This is a genomic window from Atribacterota bacterium (assembly GCA_028703475.1).
Taxonomy (GTDB): Bacteria; Atribacterota; Phoenicimicrobiia; order Phoenicimicrobiales; family Stramentimicrobiaceae; genus JAQVMU01.
Genome location: JAQVMU010000001.1, coordinates 60,250 through 79,952 on the forward strand (window position 1 = coordinate 60,250; position 19,703 = coordinate 79,952).

General features: G+C 33.6%; 17 protein-coding genes and 2 tRNA genes. 2 read left to right on the forward strand and 17 right to left on the reverse strand.

Annotated features, from left to right (window positions below):
- Nucleotides 1-31: 31 nt before the first annotated feature.
- Nucleotides 32-107, forward strand: a tRNA-Gly gene (locus PHQ99_00265).
- A 29-nt stretch (nt 108-136) separates the two neighbouring features.
- Here PHQ99_00265 and PHQ99_00270 read toward each other — a convergent pair.
- The 14 genes from PHQ99_00270 to PHQ99_00335 form a co-directional block, all read right to left on the reverse strand.
- The gene (locus PHQ99_00270; protein ID MDD4288019.1) at nt 137-352 is read right to left on the reverse strand and encodes a hypothetical protein; all 216 of its coding nucleotides are present in this window, start codon (nt 350-352) and stop codon (nt 137-139) included.
- 102 nt (nt 353-454) lie between these two features.
- A complete protein-coding gene (locus tag PHQ99_00275; GenBank protein ID MDD4288020.1) occupies nt 455-1,840 on the reverse strand; it encodes an NAD(P)/FAD-dependent oxidoreductase in 1,386 nt (461 codons plus the stop codon).
- 115 nt (nt 1,841-1,955) lie between these two features.
- A complete protein-coding gene (thrC, locus tag PHQ99_00280) occupies nt 1,956-3,188 on the reverse strand; it encodes a threonine synthase (protein MDD4288021.1) in 1,233 nt (410 codons plus the stop codon).
- A 29-nt stretch (nt 3,189-3,217) separates the two neighbouring features.
- A tRNA-Pro gene (locus tag PHQ99_00285) sits at nt 3,218-3,295 on the reverse strand.
- 106 nt (nt 3,296-3,401) lie between these two features.
- Nucleotides 3,402-4,529, reverse strand: a complete 1,128-nt coding sequence (gene dprA, locus PHQ99_00290; GenBank protein ID MDD4288022.1) for a DNA-processing protein DprA — start codon at nt 4,527-4,529, stop codon at nt 3,402-3,404.
- A gap of 51 nt (nt 4,530-4,580) precedes the next feature.
- Nucleotides 4,581-5,114, reverse strand: coding sequence for a PASTA domain-containing protein (locus tag PHQ99_00295; GenBank protein ID MDD4288023.1), 534 nt, complete (start codon nt 5,112-5,114; stop codon nt 4,581-4,583).
- Between the two features lie 14 nt (nt 5,115-5,128).
- Nucleotides 5,129-6,499 carry a 16S rRNA (cytosine(967)-C(5))-methyltransferase RsmB gene (gene rsmB / locus PHQ99_00300; protein ID MDD4288024.1) on the reverse strand — a complete coding sequence of 457 codons (1,371 nt, stop codon included), beginning with the start codon at nt 6,497-6,499 and terminating at the stop codon, nt 5,129-5,131.
- 70 nt (nt 6,500-6,569) lie between these two features.
- Nucleotides 6,570-7,523, reverse strand: coding sequence for a methionyl-tRNA formyltransferase (gene fmt, locus PHQ99_00305; GenBank protein ID MDD4288025.1), 954 nt, complete (start codon nt 7,521-7,523; stop codon nt 6,570-6,572).
- Nucleotides 7,524-7,543: 20 nt separating this feature from the next.
- Nucleotides 7,544-8,029: a peptide deformylase gene (def, locus tag PHQ99_00310; GenBank protein MDD4288026.1), complete on the reverse strand. Its 486-nt coding sequence runs from the start codon at nt 8,027-8,029 to the stop codon at nt 7,544-7,546.
- Between the two features lie 9 nt (nt 8,030-8,038).
- Nucleotides 8,039-10,093 carry a primosomal protein N' gene (gene priA, locus PHQ99_00315; protein ID MDD4288027.1) on the reverse strand — a complete coding sequence of 685 codons (2,055 nt, stop codon included), beginning with the start codon at nt 10,091-10,093 and terminating at the stop codon, nt 8,039-8,041.
- Nucleotides 10,093-11,340, reverse strand: a complete 1,248-nt coding sequence (coaBC, locus tag PHQ99_00320; protein MDD4288028.1) for a bifunctional phosphopantothenoylcysteine decarboxylase/phosphopantothenate--cysteine ligase CoaBC — start codon at nt 11,338-11,340, stop codon at nt 10,093-10,095. Before coaBC ends, priA begins: the two co-directional genes overlap by 1 nt.
- A gap of 111 nt (nt 11,341-11,451) precedes the next feature.
- A complete protein-coding gene (gene gmk, locus PHQ99_00325; GenBank protein ID MDD4288029.1) occupies nt 11,452-12,051 on the reverse strand; it encodes a guanylate kinase in 600 nt (199 codons plus the stop codon).
- Nucleotides 12,052-12,068: 17 nt separating this feature from the next.
- A complete protein-coding gene (locus PHQ99_00330; protein ID MDD4288030.1) occupies nt 12,069-12,326 on the reverse strand; it encodes a DUF370 domain-containing protein in 258 nt (85 codons plus the stop codon).
- A 28-nt stretch (nt 12,327-12,354) separates the two neighbouring features.
- The gene (locus PHQ99_00335; GenBank protein MDD4288031.1) at nt 12,355-13,230 is read right to left on the reverse strand and encodes a YicC family protein; all 876 of its coding nucleotides are present in this window, start codon (nt 13,228-13,230) and stop codon (nt 12,355-12,357) included.
- A gap of 166 nt (nt 13,231-13,396) precedes the next feature.
- Here PHQ99_00335 and PHQ99_00340 point away from each other — a divergent pair, with 166 nt between their 5' ends.
- Nucleotides 13,397-15,193, forward strand: a complete 1,797-nt coding sequence (locus PHQ99_00340) for an NFACT RNA binding domain-containing protein (GenBank protein MDD4288032.1) — start codon at nt 13,397-13,399, stop codon at nt 15,191-15,193.
- 4 nt (nt 15,194-15,197) lie between these two features.
- Here PHQ99_00340 and PHQ99_00345 read toward each other — a convergent pair whose 3' ends face one another.
- The 3 genes from PHQ99_00345 to ileS are packed head-to-tail and all read right to left on the reverse strand — an operon-like array spanning nt 15,198 to nt 19,498.
- The gene (locus tag PHQ99_00345) at nt 15,198-16,136 is read right to left on the reverse strand and encodes an RluA family pseudouridine synthase (protein MDD4288033.1); all 939 of its coding nucleotides are present in this window, start codon (nt 16,134-16,136) and stop codon (nt 15,198-15,200) included.
- Between the two features lie 41 nt (nt 16,137-16,177).
- Nucleotides 16,178-16,684 carry a signal peptidase II gene (gene lspA, locus PHQ99_00350; protein ID MDD4288034.1) on the reverse strand — a complete coding sequence of 169 codons (507 nt, stop codon included), beginning with the start codon at nt 16,682-16,684 and terminating at the stop codon, nt 16,178-16,180.
- 12 nt (nt 16,685-16,696) lie between these two features.
- The gene (ileS, locus tag PHQ99_00355; protein MDD4288035.1) at nt 16,697-19,498 is read right to left on the reverse strand and encodes an isoleucine--tRNA ligase; all 2,802 of its coding nucleotides are present in this window, start codon (nt 19,496-19,498) and stop codon (nt 16,697-16,699) included.
- Between the last annotated feature and the right edge of the window lie 205 nt (nt 19,499-19,703).

Sequence of the window (19,703 nt, forward strand, 5' to 3'; positions counted from 1 at the left end):
AATATATAATAAAAATCTATCAAGACATTATGCGGGAATAGCTCAGTTGGTAGAGCGTTGGCTTCCCAAGCCAAAGGCCGCGGGTTCAAACCCCGTTTCCCGCTCCATCCAGTTTCAACTTACCATTTTTTCCAAATTATCCCAGGAACCTTCCAATCACATCTTCTCCTTTGAGCATCAGATAAATGATGTAAATAAGCATTGCCAGCAGGAATCCAAGCAATATTCTACTGTATGCAATAGGTATCCTGTATTTTTTATCATCTGTTTTCATCATCCTTACCGTAAAACTTGAAATAACAGCAATTATAAAAACTATTATTAATAAGAGCATTATTACTTCATTTGTCATCTTAATCCCTCTTTTTGTTTCTCACTTATGAATAACCCTATTATGAAACATAGCTTCGGCTTATTTGCTAATAATTGCAATCCCAAAACTATATCAATATATCTATATTAATCTACTCTTAATTTCCCGGGCAGTAATAACTCCGGAAATAGATGCTTGAATCAATCCTCTTGTAATACCTGCTCCGTCACCAATAGCGTAAAGGTTTTCAACCTCTGTTTCAAGACATCGGGACAATTTAATCCTTACAGAATAAAATTTTACCTCTACCCCATATAATAATGTCTGCTTACAATAAGTACCAGGAGCTATTTTATCCAGCGCCTTTAAAGTTTCAAGTATATCACTCAGAATTCTATAGGGTAAAACAAAACTTAAATCACCGGGTGTAGCACTGTTTAGAGTAGGTATTACAGCAGAATTTTTTATCCTGTCAATAGTTGACCTTCTACCAGCAAGTAAATCTCCTAAACGCTGTACAATAACTCCTCCGCTTAAGATATTAGCCAGATTAGCGATAAACCTTCCATAAGCAATAGGGTCTTTAAATGGTTCTGTAAAATTAGTACTCACCAATAATGCAAAATTTGTATTATTGGTCTTTTTATCAGTATAACTATGACCATTTACTGTGGTTATTTCATTATTATATTCTAATACTACCTCACCGTGAGGGCACATACAGAAAGTTCGTACCTGGTCATCAAACTGGGCTGTGTAATAAACTAACTTTGATTCATAAAAAATATCTGTTATATGTTCCATAACTATGGCAGGTAATTCCACTCTTACTCCAACATCTACAGGATTATTAAAAGTACTTAAACCTAAATCAAGAGATTGTTTTTTTAACCATTCAGACCCAACCCTTCCAGGTGACAAAACAACATATCTACTATGGATAACTTCATCGGTTGTGGTAATTATTCCCTGTATTTTGTTATTTTTTTCGATTATTTCTTTTACTTCCGTTGAAGTTCTTATTTGTACTTTATTCTTGATAAAATTATAGATACTGTTTAATATTAAGGAACATTTTTCAGTACCAAGGTGTCTTACTCTGGCTGAAATAAATTTAAGATTTGCTTTAGCAGATGCCTTTCTTATGAGATTAATTTCTTCCTGATTGTTACCATAGATTTTTTCATCTGCACCAAATTGTAGATATATATCATCCACATATTTAATCAGGCATCCTAATTCTTCTGAGCTTATATAATCAGATAGTTGTCCTCCGATATTACCGGTTAGATTTAATTTTCCATCACTAAAGGCGCCGGCACCGCCCCAGCCTGCCAATAAGGAACAGGGCTTACAATGCTGACAGGGTATATTTTGCTCTCTCATAGGACATTTTCTTTCATCGATATTTTTCCCTTTTTCCAGCATTAATATATCAACTTTATTGTTATCTTTCAGAAGTTCAAGAGCTGTAAAGATACCAGCTGGTCCTGCCCCTACAATAATTACATCATATATCTTATTCATTCGAATCACCTTCTTACCTGTTTAAAGGGTTTAAGCAATTAGTGATTTAATAAAAAAACGTCCCGGGGGACGATTATACAACATGTCATTCTTATTAATGTCAAATATGTAAACACTATTTTTTTAGTATTGAAACAATATTTTCCTTCATATTTTCCAATGTACATGTTCTTATGTCAAATCTGTGATAATCAAGGATACCAGGATATTTTAAGCCGGAACCGGTAATTATAGCCACACACTTATCTGTTTTACTGATTATTCCCTTTATCCTTAATTTTTGGATTGCCGGTAAGGATACCGCAGCTGCGGGTTGTGCAAAAATCCCCTCTCTCGCTAACATTTTTTGAGCTGCAAGTGCCTCCTTATCAGAAACAGCAGTAACAATACCGTCGTATTTTCTTAGTTTTCGCAATAACTCATTTCCACTTGGCGGATAGGGGTTGGCAATAGCATTATCAATAGCTTTGGGCTTTACAACCGGAGAAATTCTGTCAATCCGGTCAATCCATGCCTGATATATAGGTGCACAGCCTTCCAGCTGAACACAAACAAATCTGGGTAAATTATCAATAATCCCACTTTGGTAAAATTCTAAAAACCCCTTTATTATTCCTCTGGCATTTCCCCCTGAACTGGTTGGTATTATTACATAATCCGGAACATCATAGTTAAATTGTTCACAAAGCTCAAAGGCAATGCTTTTGGAGCCTTCAACTCTGAAAGGAACATCTGAATTTAGAAAATAAATACCAGTTTCACGACCAATTTTTAAACTCTCGAAATACAATTTTCCATAATTACCTTCTACCTTTATCAATACGGGGTTATATATCAAAACAGGTTTAATTTTTTCTTCAGGTATATCAGCGCTTACCAATACAAATGTTTTAATATTGGCACGGGCACCGTAAGCGGCTACTGAAACGGCCATATTTCCACTGGAAACAGTTCCTATATAATTATAACCGGAATTCTTTGCGTGCTGAATGCTGCTAAGCGTCCCCCTGTCTTTGAAAGACCAGGTCGGGTTGACAGTTTCATTTTTCAGATAAATGTTGTCAATATCCAATAACGATGGCAAACTATTTGCCTGTATTAGGGGTGTATTGCCTTCCTTTAAAGATAGTTCTTTATCTAAATGGGTAAAGGAATAATATGAGGCATATTTGCTTAGAATATTGTTATCATGAATATCAACAGTGGTCTTTGGATGATTCTTCTTATTAATTTTTTCCTGAAATATTTCTACTTCTAATGGCTCAAAACAATCATCACAACGTGGGAATATTCTATCTGGCGGATATCTCTTTTGGCATCCTGTACATACAAAATATTTTTCTTCCAATACTCCCTCTCTAATTAATTAAAAAAGTATGGTCGGGGCGAGAGGATTTGAACCTCCGACCCCCTGAACCCCATTCAGGTGCGCTTGCCAAACTGCGCTACGCCCCGACTTTTTGATTAACACAAATATTATTATACAGTAGCATTTTTATTCTAGCAACTATAAATAAATAAACTTTGCCTCATTCTTTGAATAATGATTAGAAAGGAGTGTTTATATCCGGATGAATCTTTTGCCTTCAATTTCCCTGATTATGTTTTTCAACTCAAGGGATAATAATATCTCATTAACCTTTGCCTGTGGTAATTCGGTTAAATCAGCTATTTCATCTATGTGTAGCGGTTCAGTGGAAATAAATGTTAAAAATTTCCTCTCAAAGACAGTCAACTCTTTTACTATTTCCTGCTCTCTGTTTGTATTAGTCTCACTATTATTTTCACAAAAACTACCTTCTTCTTCTATCTCCTCTATTATATCCTTATAATCATTTACCAGTTTTGCTCCCTGTTTAATCAAATTATGACAACCACTGGATAAAAAAGAATGTACATTGCCGGGAATGGCAAATACTTCTCTTCCCTGCTCAAGGGCAAAATCGGCAGTAATTAAGGCTCCGCTTTTTGCAGCTGCTTCAACAACCAAAATACCTGCAGATAAACCGCTGATTATCCTGTTTCTTCGTGGGAAATTAGCCCTTTCCGGTTTAGTATAAATGGGGAATTCTGAGATAATCGCTCCCTTTTTTGTAATTTTATCAGCCAATTCCTTATTTTCTGCAGGATATATTCTATCAAGACCGCATCCCAATACTGCGACTGTCTCTCCATCTGCATTCAATGCCCCTATATGTGCATTTGTATCAATACCTCTTGCCAATCCACTTATAATAATATAATTACGGGTAGATAAATCCAGGGCAATCTCTCTGGCTATTTTTTTTCCATAATAAGTTGCCTTTCTGGAGCCAACAATAGCAATAGCCTTTTTTTTGTTCACTATCCCGGTAAAATTTCCTCGATAATAGATAATTGGGGGAGGATCATAAATGTTTTTCAACAATTCCGGGTAATCTTTTTCCTTGATGGTGATAACCTTGACTTTCATCTTATCCAGATATATTAATTCATCTTCCGGCTTAATCTTTTGCTTTTCCGATTTAATCCTCAACCATGTATCCTGGCTGATATGTAACAATTCTGCTATGTTTTTTATTTCAGAACTTTTATTCCAGGCCTCTTCAAGTGAAGAAAAATATTTCATTAAATATCCAAAGCGAATGGGACCAATTTCTTTCACTCTGTTCCATGCTAACCAGTATTTTAATTCTCTATTATCAATCATTTCCCTACCCTGCTGGATATATTTTTTTAAATACCTGTTTCCTGGTACTTTTTAGTACAAACCTTTACTGACTAAAATATTAATTCTTCCATTTTTTTCAATTTGTTCTCCCGGACCAGGGGTCTGAGCAATTATCATACCCTGAGATAATTGATGGTGCATTGAATATGCAATACTACCAATCTGGTAACCTGTTTCAGATAATAAAAATTCAGCTTCCTGGACAGTTTTCCCTATTAAATTTGGTATTTGATTTGCAGCTATTGATGTTCTTACTTCAACTGCTACACTGCGATTCTTTTTTATCTCTTTCCCTGGAAAAGGATTCTGGCTTACTACATAAAGATTTCCCCCTTTAGAAAAAAGAGGTTCATCGATAATCTCCATCTTTAAACCTGCTTTATTTAAAATATCATGGGCATCCTTAATCTCCATATCAAGTACAGAGGGGACATTTACATTTGGTATATAAAATACGGTTTGATAAGTTAAAAAAGCCACATATCCACCCATGGCTACTGTTCCGAATATAACAGCCATTATTACTATAAAACGAAAAATTCCCGAAAATAGCTTTAAAAACATACTCTTGTCCTATTCTAATTGTCTTTTACAAGTTTTACCATATAGAAGCCATCAATATCGTCTCCTGAAAAACCGGGTAAAAGTTGTATTGATTCCTTTATCTCTGTGCTATATTTTTTCACACTATATTTTTTTATAAAAGAAGAACTGTCCTGCACAGTATATTGCTTATTATGTTTAAGGAAGTCCATGATTAACAAGTCATTCTCTTCTCTTTCCATACTGCATGTTGAGTAAAGCAATTCTCCTCCATTTTTTACATATTTTGAGGCAATATTAAGAATATTCATCTGTAATTCATTTAAAATCCTTATTTGCTTGCTGTTTATATTCTTCCACTTGATATCCGGCTTTTTCCTGATAACTCCGGTCCCGGTACATGGTACATCTGCCAGTACTTTATCAGCCTTTTCAAAATAATCTTCCTTATAATCAGCTGCATTTCCCTTTTTAGTTTCCACAATATCAATATCAAGTCTCTTGCATTCCTCTCTCACCATTTGAAGCCTTTTAGGGTTTTTTTCCAGGGCAATAATTCTCCCCTTATTAGCCATCAACTGTGCCATATGAGTAGTCTTTCCTCCCGGTCCGCTGCACATATCAATAATAAGCTGACCTGGTAAAGGATTCAAAAACCTGGATGCCAGGGCAGAGCTTTCATCCTGGATAGAAAATAACCCATCTTTAAATATTTTTAAACTGGCAACATCGGTTAAATTCTCAAGAAATATTATTTCAGAAGGAATATATTTACCTTCTTTGAATATAATATCCCCTTCAGATAACACTTTTTTTAACTCCGCCATATTAATTTTTAGACTATTTGCCCGTATACTTGTATTTGGTTTTTTATTCATAGTCTTACAGATAACTTCACATAATTCTAAACCAAACCTCTTTATCCACCTATCTATCAGCCAGTTAGGAAATGAATAAACCACGGAAATATATTCTACAGGATCTTTTGATATATCTGGCCAATCAAAATTACCGAATTTTCTGATTATATTCCTTAATACCCCATTAACTAAATTTGAATATTTAAAATGCTTTCTTTCTTTAGTCAATTTTACTGCTTCATTGACAATAGCATAATCAGGTACCTTATCTAAAAAGATAATCTGGTAAACACTCATTCTTAAAATATTTTGAATTACAAAAGGCAGTTTTTTATTTTGTATTTTAAGAAATTGAAAAATAATCCAATCTAATTTTTTTCTAAATCGGGTTACACCATAGGTTGTCTCCTGCAGGAAAGCCCTATCTTCTTTTTTAAAGGAATAATTATTTAAATAATACTGAACCAGGATATTTAAATAAGAATTCTTTTCTTCCACCCTTACAAGTATTTCTAATATTACGTCTCTTATATTTTCTGCTTTCAAGTTTTACATTCCTTTTTATTTTACCATGCAAATAACATCACTTTTTATTCAATAATTGCAATAAACCAGGTTAATATTCAAATGAATCTTCTACAGTAATTTTGTAACCGTTAATAAATTGAGAGACATCCATCTCTTTAGAACCAGGCAGAATAAGACGCTTTATTACTATGCTATCATCATCTCCCGTTAATACTTGTATACCTTTCTTACTTACATCTATTATATCTCCCGGCCTTTGGCTCTGTTTGATATGATTTGTGTTTTCCAGTGTAACCAAAGATGCTTTGGTTATTTTGATTCTTTTGCCTTTAAATTCAGTATAAGCGCAAGGAATATAGGCAATTCCTCTAATAAGGTTAAAAATGTCCTTACCGGTTTTACTCCAATCGATTCTACAGTCATCCTTGCATATTTTTCTTGCATAAAAATATTCTCCCTCTGCCTGGGAATACTTTTTATAATTGCCTTTTTTTAAACTATCAAGTATATCGGGTAGCATTTCCGCACTCTGAATGGAAAGTCTGTTACTTAATTCCAGATAATTTTCTCCGGGCAATATATTCACTTTTTTTTGTAAAATAATATCTCCCGAATCAATCTTCTCACTCATAAATAAAAAACTTATACCGGTTTCTTTCTCACCCCGTATGATTGTCCACTGGACAGGTGCAGAACCTTTATAATATGGTAATAAGGATGGATGAATATTCAGACATCCCTGTACTGGTATTCCTAATACGTTCCTGGACAGTATCTGACCATAGGCAATTAAAACAATCAAGTCCGGTGAAAGTTCTTTAATTTTTTTAACGGAATCCCCGGAATTAATACTTTCTGGCTGATACAGGCTTAGTCCTGCATTGATGGCAGCCTCTTTTATAGGGGAAGGCTGCAGCTTTTTACCTCTTCCTGCCGGCCTATCCGGCTGAGTAATAACTGTTACTATCTCTTCTTCCAAAGAGATTAATTTTTCTAATACAGGAACTCCGAATGCTGCTGTTCCTACAAATATAATTCTCACAACAAACCTCCTCAAACAGGCTATTTAATCTCTTTTAGCTGATTTTTAATCATTATCCTTTTTGCAGGTCCAAGCCTATCTATAAAAAGATATCCCTCTAAATGGTCTATCTCATGCTGTAAGGCAATAGCCAAAAACCCTTCCCGGGTAATTTGAATCTTCTTTTCATCTAAATCAATTGCTTCTACAGTGACCGAGTATGATCTTTTTACCGGTGAATAGATTCCGGGCACACTTAAGCATCCCTCTTCTTCACTGGTTTCTCCCTCTCGTTTAACAATTTCAGGATTTATCAAGACAATGGGACCTTTATCCTCTGTATCAATTACAATTATTTTTTTGGAAACACCAACCTGGGGAGCAGCCAAACCAGCTCCTCCTTCGGCATACATTGTCTCAATCATATTGTTTACTAATTCCCTGATTTCATCATCAATTTTAGTTACCGGCATAGCCTTTTCTCTTAAAACCGGAGAACCATATTTGTGTAATCTTAAAATAGCCATTTCCTACTCCTAATACATTTTCATTGGATTAACATCAATTATTAATTTTACATCATGTGACCGATATTTTGAAATATATTTGGATAAACTGTCTTTAAAAAAATCCAGATCATTTTTTTCAGTATTTATCCTCATAATAAAACTTACCTTGCTATTATATTTCTCCCGCGTAATAACTATATTATCCTTATCCAGTTGAAATCCTAATTCATATTTATTTATCAAATCAAGATGATTAAAGTATTGAATTAACTCGTCTGCATTTTTTTTTACATTTTCTCTTTTTTTTCCTAAAAAATCAATTTTTATCATCTGAGTAAAAGGGGGATAATCAAGCTCTTTCCTGATTAATAACTCCTGTTGATAGAATAACCTGTAGTTAATTTTTTCGATAGCCTGCAGACTATAATGTTCAGGCTGATAACTCTGTATTAATATCTTTTTTGCATCTTTTCTGGTACTATATTTCAAAGCCAGATTATAAATAAACTGAAATGTTAATTCAGCTGACCGGTAATCAGGGATATTAAGCAGATAATCCGCTAAAATTAATCCTAACAGACCTACATTATCATATTTTACCTGCCTGAAAATAATCTGGGTTCCTATTAAAATATCAATTTTTCCTCTGTTAAATTCATTTATTATTTTTTTCTGTTCAATGGCACCGGGTGCATTATCGATATCAAGTCGACTGACAGTAGCTTTAGGAAACATTCTTTTTGTTAGCGCCTCTACATGTTGAGTTCCTGCTCCAACCGGTTTTATTCTTCCTTTACCACACTTGGGACAATACTCTTCCATTCTTACTCTTTTTCCACACATATGACATAGAACAGATTTAATCTCACCAGTAATGTGATAGGCTAAAATGTGATTACATTCGGGACATTTTATTACATGACCGCATTGAGAACAAACCATATGCCCGGCAAATCCACGCCTGTTTAAAAATAGTATGACTTTTTCACCTTTTTTCAGGCATTGGAGGATATTTTGTTGTAACTCGAAACTTATAATTCGCTGATATGCTTTCTCCTCTTTCAAGTCAACTAATTTTATCTCAGGAAATATTTTCTGAGAATGTATCATTCGTTTTTCAGTTTTTAAAATATACTTATTATTTTCTGCACACCAATAACTATCCACTGAGGGAGTATGACTGCTTAGAATTACCTCTATTTTCTCTAATTTTCCCCTGCTTAAGGCAACATGTTTGGCATTATAGCGGGGCATTCTTTCTTCCTTATATAATAATGAGTTTTCCTGCTCAACAATAATCAATCCTAAATCCTTAAAAGGAAGAAATATATTGGACCTGGTTCCAATTACTACATCCACATCACCTCTTTTTGCCTTCAGGAATCGAATATATTTTTCTGTTTGACTCACTTTTTTGTCAAATATCCCCAATTTAGCTCCATACCTGTTCGCCAGTTTCTTTTTTAATTCAGCACAACACCATTGGTCTGGAACCATAATAAAAACCTGTCTTTTTCTCTGCAGTACCCTATTAATACATTTCCTGTAGAAACGATCTCTCAGGTTATGATTATTATAATGAAACAAAAATGGTTTATCAGGGGCATCATTGTATTGCAATTCACTGTTTTCAGGCAAGGGGAATTGATTTTCTTTCTCTTCAAGAGTACTGATACCATTATTTACCATGTTAATATCAACACCTGGTTGAGATTGGTTGTCTACTCCATTCTGAAGAAAAGCTAATATTTTTTTTCTTGATATCTTGGTAGGAACAATATAATTCACAACAGTCCCTATTGGACATATATAATACCTGGAAATCCAGTCAGCCAAATCCAAAATTGATTCGGTTATTACAGGAATAGGGTCAATTACCTCTTCAATATTTTTCAGGCTGGTAATATTGGTCTGGTAAATTTTTTTGGTAATAACACCGACTATCTGCTTATTTCTGAATGGAATTTTTACTCTTTTACCAATATCAGCTATATCCTCCATCTCAGGAGGTATATAATAATGAAAACCTTTGGTTAAATTGTTCCTTAATGGAATTATTTCTGCTACACTTTTCCTGCTCATTACAACAACATACCATTATGTCGGTTGCTAAGTTTTATTTCTATAATATTAAGAATATGTTCAGCTAACTTGTGCTTGGACATCAGTGGTAAATCCTTTTTCTCACCTTCATTGTCAATAATTATAACTTTATTGGTATTAGTTCCAAATCCACTGTCTTTTCGGGTTATATCATTAGCTATGATATAGTCTAACTTTTTTGTTTTTAATTTTGTTAACGCATTCTCCAGCAAATCCTGGGCTTCAGCAGCGAACCCTACTAATATCTGGTTTGTTTTTTTCTCTCCTGCCTCTTTCAAAATATCGATATTCTTTGCAAGCTTAACAGTAAATGTTTCCTGCCCTTCTTTTTTAATTTTTCCGGAATACTGTTTAACAGGTTTAAAATCTGCTACAGCGGCTGCTGATATAAATACATCTGAATCCATAAAATAATTCATTACCTGTTTTCTCATCTCTTCTGCTGTAATAACATGGATTGTCCTGGCTCCAGGAGGATCCTGTAAACAGGTAGGACCGGTAATAAGTGTTACATCTGCACCATAGTTTACAGCTGTCTCAGCTAAGGCAAATCCCATCTTGCCGGTAGAATAATTTGTTATAAACCTTACCCTGTCAATCGGTTCTCTTGTTGCAGAGGCTGATATTAATATTTTTTTATCTTTTAAATTATTCTTTCTGTTAATTTGCCCTTTTATAAAATTTACTATGTGAACAGGTTCAGCCATACGCCCATCTCCGTAATCCCCGCAAGCCAGATTGCCTGTTTCTGCATTAATAAAGTAATATCCCTTTTCTGTTAAGTATTTGACATTATCCTGATAAATAGAGTTATTTATCATTACAGTATTCATTGCAGGAGCCAGGTATACTTTTCCCGGAAAAGCCAATACAGTTGAGGTTAATATATCATCTGCCATCCCGTTAGCCATTTTGGCAATAGTATTTGCCGTAGCAGGAGCAATGATTATCAAATCAGCCCATTGAGCCAGTGAGATATGCCGGATTTCCTCCTCTTCCCTGTTAACAGAAAACAACTCAGTATATACCCTGTTTTCACTTAAAACCGCCAGGGTAAGGGGCGTAATAAAACGCTCTGCGTTGTTGGTCATCATTACCTTAATGCTGTGCCCTTCTTTTTTTAATAATCGTATTAATTCAGCACTCTTATAAGCTGCTATTCCACCTGTTATTCCAATAACAATATTTATTTTTTTATTATTTTCTTTTTCTTTTTCTTCAAACATATTCCTGACCGGTATCTTTCACTAAAATTGTATTACTTAAATATGATAATTCGTTTTATAATCATTATTTTAATAATACCATATATAACAAATAATATAAAAACTATAGTCTCATAATTTAAAATCAGACAGCCCATCTCTTACCCTGCACCTTTCGGCAATTATAATGCACTTCAGTTCCTTTAATGCCTCGAGGAGGTGATTATTAATTACCAGATAATCATAGTGTTTTATCTGTTTTAGCTCAGAATGGGCATTATTAAGCCTTTTTTGAAGGATTTCCTCGTCTTCAGTATTTCTACCTCTTAACCTTTTTTCCAGCTTTTCCCAGGAAGGAGGCGCAATAAATATAAATATTCCCTGCGGAAATTTCTCTTTAAGCTGCAGAGCTCCCTGTACATCAATTTCTAAAACAAGATCTTTCCCCTGTTCCAAATTTTGTTTAATAGTATTTAGCAAAGTTCCTTTATACTCACCATGAACCAATGCCCACTCAGCAAATTTCTCATCCTTTATATACTGTTTAAAGGTCTCCTCATTGACAAAATAATAATCCCTGCCCTCTTCTTCATCTCTTCTTGGTTTCCTGGTTGTGACTGAAACAGAATAAGATAGATTGGATATCTGCTGAAATAGTTTTTCTCTCAAAGTTCCTTTACCTACTCCGGATGGTCCGGATATTACAAATAAATGTCCAGTCTTTTTTTTCATTTTTTCTTCCAAACTATTCAGTCATTGTTATCTTTTTTCTGATAACTGGCTAACCGGTTAATAATAGTTTCAGGCTGTAATGCTGATAAGATAACCTGGTTGCTGTCTGTTATCAGAATAGAGCGAGTCCTGCGGCCATAAGTTGCATTAATCAGTTTTTTTTCTTGTTTTGCTTCTTCCCGCAATCTTTTCATCGGGGCAGAATCAGGGTCCAGGATAGCTATCACCCGATTTGAATTAACAAAATTTCCAAAACCTATATTCATCATAAACATATTCTATAATTCTCCTGATTTATTTGATTTATTCAATATTTCTTGACTGCTCCTTTATTTTTTCTAATTCATCTTTTATTCTAATTATTTTTGATGATATGCCTTTATGGTTAGATTTGGCACCCATTGTATTTATCTCCCTGCCTATTTCCTGGGTATAAAATTCTAACTTTCTACCAATAGGAGTTACATTTTTTGTAAGTCTTTTTAATTGGTTAAAATGACATTTAAGCCTGGTAATTTCTTCAGAGATATCACTCTTCTGAGCTAAAATAGAGACTTCCATTTCCAGTCTACCCTGGTCAAGAGTAACATCCTGGCCAATTTGCTGAATTCTTTGTTTTAATTTCTCCTGGTACTCCAAAAGGCACTCATCTTTATCTTTTTCTATTTGATTAACAACTGTTTTCATTTTTTCAATTCTTTTCAGAATATCATCAATCAGCTTATTTCCCTCTTCTTCCCGGCATATTATCAGATTGTCCAGTGCTTTTTCCAGAGATACTTTTATTGATTTCCATAAATCATCATTTTCTTCTTCTTTTTTAAAATCAAAAATCTCCTTAAAACGCAACAGTGATTCCAAATTAATCTCATCATTGATTTTACTGATTTCTTTTAACCTGTGTAAAGAATTCAGGTATGATTTTAGCAATTCTTCATTAAGTTGTATACTACTGATATTATCATTAGAAGATTCAGATTTTATCAATACATTTATACTTCCCCTGCTAATCCTTTTCTGAATAATATTTTCAATTTTTTGCAGAACATCCAGTGATTGAATTGGCATCCTTACTTTAATATCACAATAGCGATTATTTACTGATTTTATTTCAGTCTTGGAAGTAATACCGTTTATTACTGATTCTCCCATCCCAAAGCCAGTCATGCTCTTTGTCAATGATTTCTTCTCCTTTCCAGTCCGGTTATTTTACAATCATTTTAGGTAATTCATTTCTTGCTGTCAAATAAGTATTATAATTATATAACTTAAAAACTACTTGACCTAAAAGATTAAATGTATTATAAATTACCTGTAATAGAAATAAAAAGGTGTATTTTATAGCATGAAATTAGACAGTATTGCAATAGCTTCTGTTGTGTTTGAAACAAAAAAAAATATAATTCCGGCAAAAATTATCGAGTTATACCAGCCAAGCAAATATGAAATTCTATTTGTATTGAAATCTAAAAAAGGTATCGGGAGACTTTTTTTCTCAATCAGACCTGATAGGATGGCTTTTTTTAGAAGTGAATCCCTGATACCGTCAGAAAATTTTACATCACTATTTTTCAATCATCTGCAAAACTGGTTACAGGGAGCAGATCTGTTAGACATTGAACACTATCAATTTGATCGGATAATAAAACTAATTTTTCAGCCTTATATTAAATTCGGCACTACAAAAAATTATCAACTGATAATTGAGTTTATGGGCAAACACAGTAATGCTGTTCTGGTAGACGAACAATTAAATATTAAATCCGCCATAAAACAGGTTGGCTCAGAAGTAAACCGTTTTCGGGAGATTAAACCGGGTATTCCCTATGTTTATCCACCAAAACAGGATAAGCATAATCCCTTATCCATTAGCCAGGAAATGTTTTTAAACTTATTAAATGATGATATTAAAAATAATGATATTATATTTTTTTGGCAATTCCTGCAGCATAATTTTAGCGGATTAGGTAAAAAAAGCGCGAAAGAGATTGTGACTGCCATGGGCTTATCTTCTCAATATTATTTAAGAGAGTTTAGCCAGGGAGATTATGCCAGAATGTGGCAATTGTTTTCTGAGGTTGTCAATAAAATTGCTAATAATATAATGTTTCCTGCTGTAATTATTGATAAGAAATCCAATAATATACTTGATTACTCCTTGCTTTCTCCTGTAACGAAAAAGGAGGATTCCATTGTTGTTAATTTTAAGGAAACATCTAATTGCCTTGAATTTGTATTTAACAGGTTAACCGAACAGGATAAAAAGAAAGAATTATATCAAAATATTAATAAAATTTTAAACAAGAATATAAAAAAATTTGAGAAAATGAAAAATATTTTCCAAAAAAAGAAAAAGGATATAGAAAGCAGTGAAGAATACCGCAAAAAAGGTGAGTTAATAAAGGCAAATCTTTATCGTATTAAACCCGGCGTGAAGGAGGTTTCCCTTGTTGATTATATTGATAATGAAAAAGAAATAATTGTGAGTTTAAATCCGGATTTTAATCCTGTTCAAAATGCAGAATATTATTTCAATAAATATAAAAAGTTGCAGCAAAATAGTAAAAATATAAAACAACAGGCTGAGGAAACAGAAAACGCTTTTCGCCAGTTAGAGGAAATAAGAAAAAAAACTGAGGAAAATAAAGATTCTCTGGAAATTCTTTCTGATATTTACAAAGAACTTTCCAAATCAGGATATATTAAAACTGAAAAAAGAAGAAATACAAAAAGAAAAAAGCCACAACCCAATATAAGTAAGTTCATTTCTCCAGATGGATGGACAATAATTGTTGGAAAAAATAATAAACAGAATGAATATCTTTTAAGATATTTATCTTCCGGGAATGATTTCTGGCTGCATAATCTAACCAGCCCCGGGGGACATATAATTATAAAAAACCACAAAAATCTGGATAATCCTCCATTTCAAACTCTTCTTTTTGCAGCTCGCTTAGCAGGATATTACAGTAAAATTAAAGATAAAGAATATGCTATTATTATTTACACTCAGAGAAAATATGTTAAAAAACCCAAAAACTCCAAACCGGGAAAGGTAATTTATTCTAATGAAAAAACTCTGCAAATATTAATAAATCATGATGAGATTAAAAATGATATGCATAAAATGTGGACTGGCTAACATTCTAATCTCCATAAAGTATGGCCAGTTGTTTCTTTATATCATCAGGAAGGGCTGATGTAAAACTCATCGTTTGTCCAGTAGCAGGATGAGAAAATTGTAGATAATGGGAATGCAAAGCCTGTCTTTGAATTGAAATATAGTTATTCTTTTCTTTTCGGATGCCATACAGCTTATCTCCAACTACCGGGTGTCCAATAAATCTTAGATGTACTCTAATCTGATGAGTACGACCTGTATACAACCTGAGCAACAATAGTGTAAATGACTCAAAATACTTGATAACCTCAAAGTACGTTTTTGCTTCACGGCTGGCTATATTAGAAACACTCATTTTATTCCTGTGATTTTTATCTCTACCTATAGGTGCTTCAATATACCCTGCTTTATCTTTTAAAATACCGTACACAAGAGCAATGTATTTTTTTACAATACTTCTTTCCTTTATTTGCTTGGTCAAACTATGATGTGCCAGTTCTGTTTTAGCAATCATCATTAATCCGGATGTTTCCTTATCCAATCGATGAACAATCCCGGGTCGGTTTACACCATTGATGCCCGGGAGGTTTCCCTGACAATGATACAATATTGCATTAACAAGTGTACCAGTTCGAACTTTACCTGTTGGATGCACAATCATCCCTGCGGCTTTATCAATAACCATCATATGCTCATCCTCAAAATAGATATCAAGAGGTATGTTTTCCGGCTGCAGATTCAATTCTTTTTGCTCAGGAATATTTATAGAAATTCTATCTCCATTTTTTAAAATGTAACTGGCTTTTATTTTTTTATCATTCACCAGAATATTTCCCTGAGTAATCAATTCCTTGATTCTATTTCTGGAAAAGCTACAATACTGGCCCTTTGCTAAATAAATATCAATTCTTATATTTTCTTCATTTGTATAGATAATTTCTCTAGTTTTACTTTGTAACTCCAAAATTGATTACTTCCCTTTTTAAAAAAATCTTTAATAACTAATCAATTATCATCTTCATTTTCATTAATCTCTTCCTTTTGAAAAAGAAAATAAATAATCAGCATGAATAGACCTATATTAAGCGCTGAATCAGCAATATTAAAAATAGGCCATATTTGGAAATCCAGGAAATCGATAACACTTCCTACCCTGAGACGATCAATCATGTTACCCAGGGAACCACCTAAAATAAATATCAAAGAGAAGAAAACCAGTTTGTTCTCTGGGGTTATCTTTTTTCTCAATAAGAATATTATCAGTAAAATAACCAATATGGTTACAACAACAAATACAGTATTTGGAAATCTAAGAATACCAAAAGCAGAGTTAGGATTTAAAATATAGGTTATATGGAATACTCCCTTTATAATCGGTATGGATTCCATTAAATTCATTTTTGTTTCAACCCAAATTTTTGTTATCTGATCAAAAAGGGTAATCAGAAATATACCTGATAAAAAGTATATTGAAATACCCTTTTTAGCAACCTTTTTCTTTTTCCCTGCCATTAGTATATATCCTTATTTATCATATGTTAATACAGTAACACATTTATGGCAGATAGTCGGATATTCTTTGTTTTCTCCTACGCTTTCTGAATAACACCAGCATCTTTCACATTTTTCTCCAGGGGCTTTCTTTACTGACACTGATAGTTCCGGAACTTCTTCCCCTTTTAAAATATTATCAGCAGATACTTCCTCTGATGCTTTGATTATCTCAACTTTTGAAACAATAAAAATAGTTTCCAGTTTATCCTTAAATTTGCCCAAATACTCGTATAATTCATTATTATCAGTGATCAAATCAACCTGTGCCTGTAGAGCATTACCAATAAGCCCTTCTTTTCTGGAAATCTCCAATGCCCTTAGAACATCCTTTCTTACTGCCAACAATTTGCTCCACTCTTCCTCCATCTGTGTTTGAACCATATGTTTGTCTACTTCCGGCCATGATGAGAGGAAAACACTTCCTTCTTTTTTATTTTCTTTATTTAAATTCTGCCATATTTCTTCTGCAGTAAAGCTTAATACCGGAGCAATCAAGCGAGTTAATTCATTGACAATTTTATAAAGAACTGTTTGAGCTGATCTTCTTGAAATAGAATCAGCATTGAGTACATATAATCTATCCTTAATTATATCAAGATAAAAAGAACTCAAATTAAGAGTACAGAAATTATGTATATCATGATATAGAGAATGAAATTCATAATTATCATAATTCTCAGTAGTATGTTTAACCAGTTGCTGGAATTGACTTAATATAATCTTATCAATATCTTCCATTTTTTCATATGGAATACTATTCTTTTCCGAATCAAAATCATTTAAATTGCCCAGGATAAAGCGGGTAGTATTTCTTATTTTACGATATATTTCTACCAGTTGTTTTAATATCTTTTTAGATATTCTGACATCTCTCCGATAATCAGAGGATGCTACCCATAATCTCAAAATATCTGCACCATATTCATCAATTACCTGTTGAGGAGGAATTACATTACCGATAGATTTAGACATTTTTCTTCCCTCTTCATCCACAATAAATCCATGAGTTAAGACTGATTTATACGGAGCTCTGTCAAAACTCGCTACCGATGTCAAAAGAGAAGTCTGGAACCATCCGCGATGCTGATCTGTACCTTCTAAATATAACTCACAAGGCCAGTGCAAGTCTTTTCTGGTTTGTAATACAGCTGCATGACTGCATCCTGAGTCAAACCAGACATCCATAATATCAGTTTCCTTTTCAAACTTATCACCATTACAGTGAGGACATTCGAATCCTTTTGGGAGAATCTCGTCTGCATTCATGGCAAACCATGAATTTGAACCTTTTTCTCTAAACAATTCTTTGACAATATCAATTGTTTGTGGTGTTATTACTATTTTTTTACAGTTACTGCAATAAAAGGCAGGGATAGGAACTCCCCATACCCTTTGACGTGATATACACCAATCAGTCCTTTCTTCTACCATACTGTATATTTTTTCTTTACCCCAGCGTGGAATCCATGTTACTTCATCAATAGCCTTTAATGACTTTTCTCTGAATTTATCCACCGAAACAAACCATTGCTCTGTTGCTCTGAATAAAATTGGTTTTTTACATCTCCAGCAATGAGGATATGAATGTTTAATTTTGCCACTTACTAAGAGTTTTCCATTTTCTTTTAGGGATTCAATAACCTTCTTATTACCTTTTTGATAATCCAAACCATTAAAAGGTCCAGAATTTTCATTTAGTCGCCCCTTGCTGTCAAGGACTGAGATAATCGGCAGACCATATTTAATACTAACTTCATAGTCTTCCTGTCCATGACCGGGAGCAGTATGAATACAACCTGTACCTTCTTCCAATGATACATGGGATCCTAAAATAATAAGAGAATCTCTGTCTAATATCGGATGCTTTGCTTTTATTCTTTCAAAGGCCTTGCCTTCTTGTTCACCTAAAACCTGATAAGAATCAATCCCAACCTTTTTCATTACCTCTTCTACTAATTTTGATGCTATAATCAAATTTCCCTGATTAGTCTTCACCAGGCTATATTTAAAATCCGGGTGAAGTGTGATGGCCAAATTAGCAGGTATTGTCCAGGGTGTAGTCGTCCATATTACTATATATACCTCACCAGGTTCTACCCTGGGAAAAATTGAGCTTATATCATCTTCTATCTTAAATTTAACATAAATTGAGTCACTCTCTTCGTCACTATATTCAATTTCTGCTGCAGCCAATGCAGTTTCACAGGAAGGACACCAATAGACCGGCTTTAAACCTTTATATATATATCCGCGCTCATACATTCTCCCAAATATTTCAATTTGTTTTTCTTCATATTCAGGCAAAAATGTCAGGTAAGGATTTTCCCAATCAGCAATAACTCCCAGTCTTTTAAATTCATCCATTTGAATATTAATATATTCTTTTGCATATTTCTGGCATTCTTCTCTTAATTTAACCGGGTCGATGTCATGCAGGGTGACATTTAAGTTCTTGCTTACCCTGTGCTCAATAGGCATTCCATGAGTATCCCATCCAGGTACATAATATGCATTATATCCTTTCATCCACCGGTACTTAGGAATTATATCTTTCAGAATCTTATTATATGCTGTACCTATGTGAATATTCCCGTTAGCATAAGGAGGACCGTCATGCAGGATAAACTTTTCGTTATCTCTGTGTTTTTCCAATAATTTCTTATCTAATTCCATGCTATACCAGAAATCCAACATTTTTGGTTCTTCTTTTGGTAAATTAGCTTTCATGGAAAAATCTGTTTTTGGTAAGTTTAGTGTTTCTTTAAAATCCATAATATACTCCCTTATATTCTAAATATATAAAAACAAAAGCCTCTTGCCTTCAAAAGGGCAAGAGGCTATAATTTCCTGCGGTACCACCTTATTACACGTTGTTCTATTAATTATTTATAACAAGAACAACCTTTATGAAAGATATGTTATTACATTCTTCCATCATTCAGCTTTATCGAGACAACCGTTTTGGCTTATTATATAT

Bases quoted from the DNA above. Each gene is read 5' to 3' on its own strand.
- gmk (MDD4288029.1), bottom strand. From the start codon at position 12,051: ATGAAAAAAAAGACTGGACATTTATTTGTAATATCCGGACCATCCGGA.
- lspA (MDD4288034.1), bottom strand. From the start codon at position 16,684: ATGGCAGGGAAAAAGAAAAAGGTTGCTAAAAAGGGTATTTCAATATAC.
- PHQ99_00270 (MDD4288019.1), bottom strand. From the start codon at position 352: ATGACAAATGAAGTAATAATGCTCTTATTAATAATAGTTTTTATAATT.
- PHQ99_00295 (MDD4288023.1), bottom strand. From the start codon at position 5,114: ATGTTTTTAAAGCTATTTTCGGGAATTTTTCGTTTTATAGTAATAATG.
- dprA (MDD4288022.1), bottom strand. From the start codon at position 4,529: ATGATTGATAATAGAGAATTAAAATACTGGTTAGCATGGAACAGAGTG.
- ileS (MDD4288035.1), bottom strand. From the start codon at position 19,498: ATGGATTTTAAAGAAACACTAAACTTACCAAAAACAGATTTTTCCATG.
- priA (MDD4288027.1), bottom strand. From the start codon at position 10,093: ATGAGCAGGAAAAGTGTAGCAGAAATAATTCCATTAAGGAACAATTTA.
- PHQ99_00275 (MDD4288020.1), bottom strand. From the start codon at position 1,840: ATGAATAAGATATATGATGTAATTATTGTAGGGGCAGGACCAGCTGGT.
- coaBC (MDD4288028.1), bottom strand. From the start codon at position 11,340: ATGTTTGAAGAAAAAGAAAAAGAAAATAATAAAAAAATAAATATTGTT.
- PHQ99_00330 (MDD4288030.1), bottom strand. From the start codon at position 12,326: ATGTTTATGATGAATATAGGTTTTGGAAATTTTGTTAATTCAAATCGG.
- def (MDD4288026.1), bottom strand. From the start codon at position 8,029: ATGGCTATTTTAAGATTACACAAATATGGTTCTCCGGTTTTAAGAGAA.
- PHQ99_00340 (MDD4288032.1), top strand. From the start codon at position 13,397: ATGAAATTAGACAGTATTGCAATAGCTTCTGTTGTGTTTGAAACAAAA.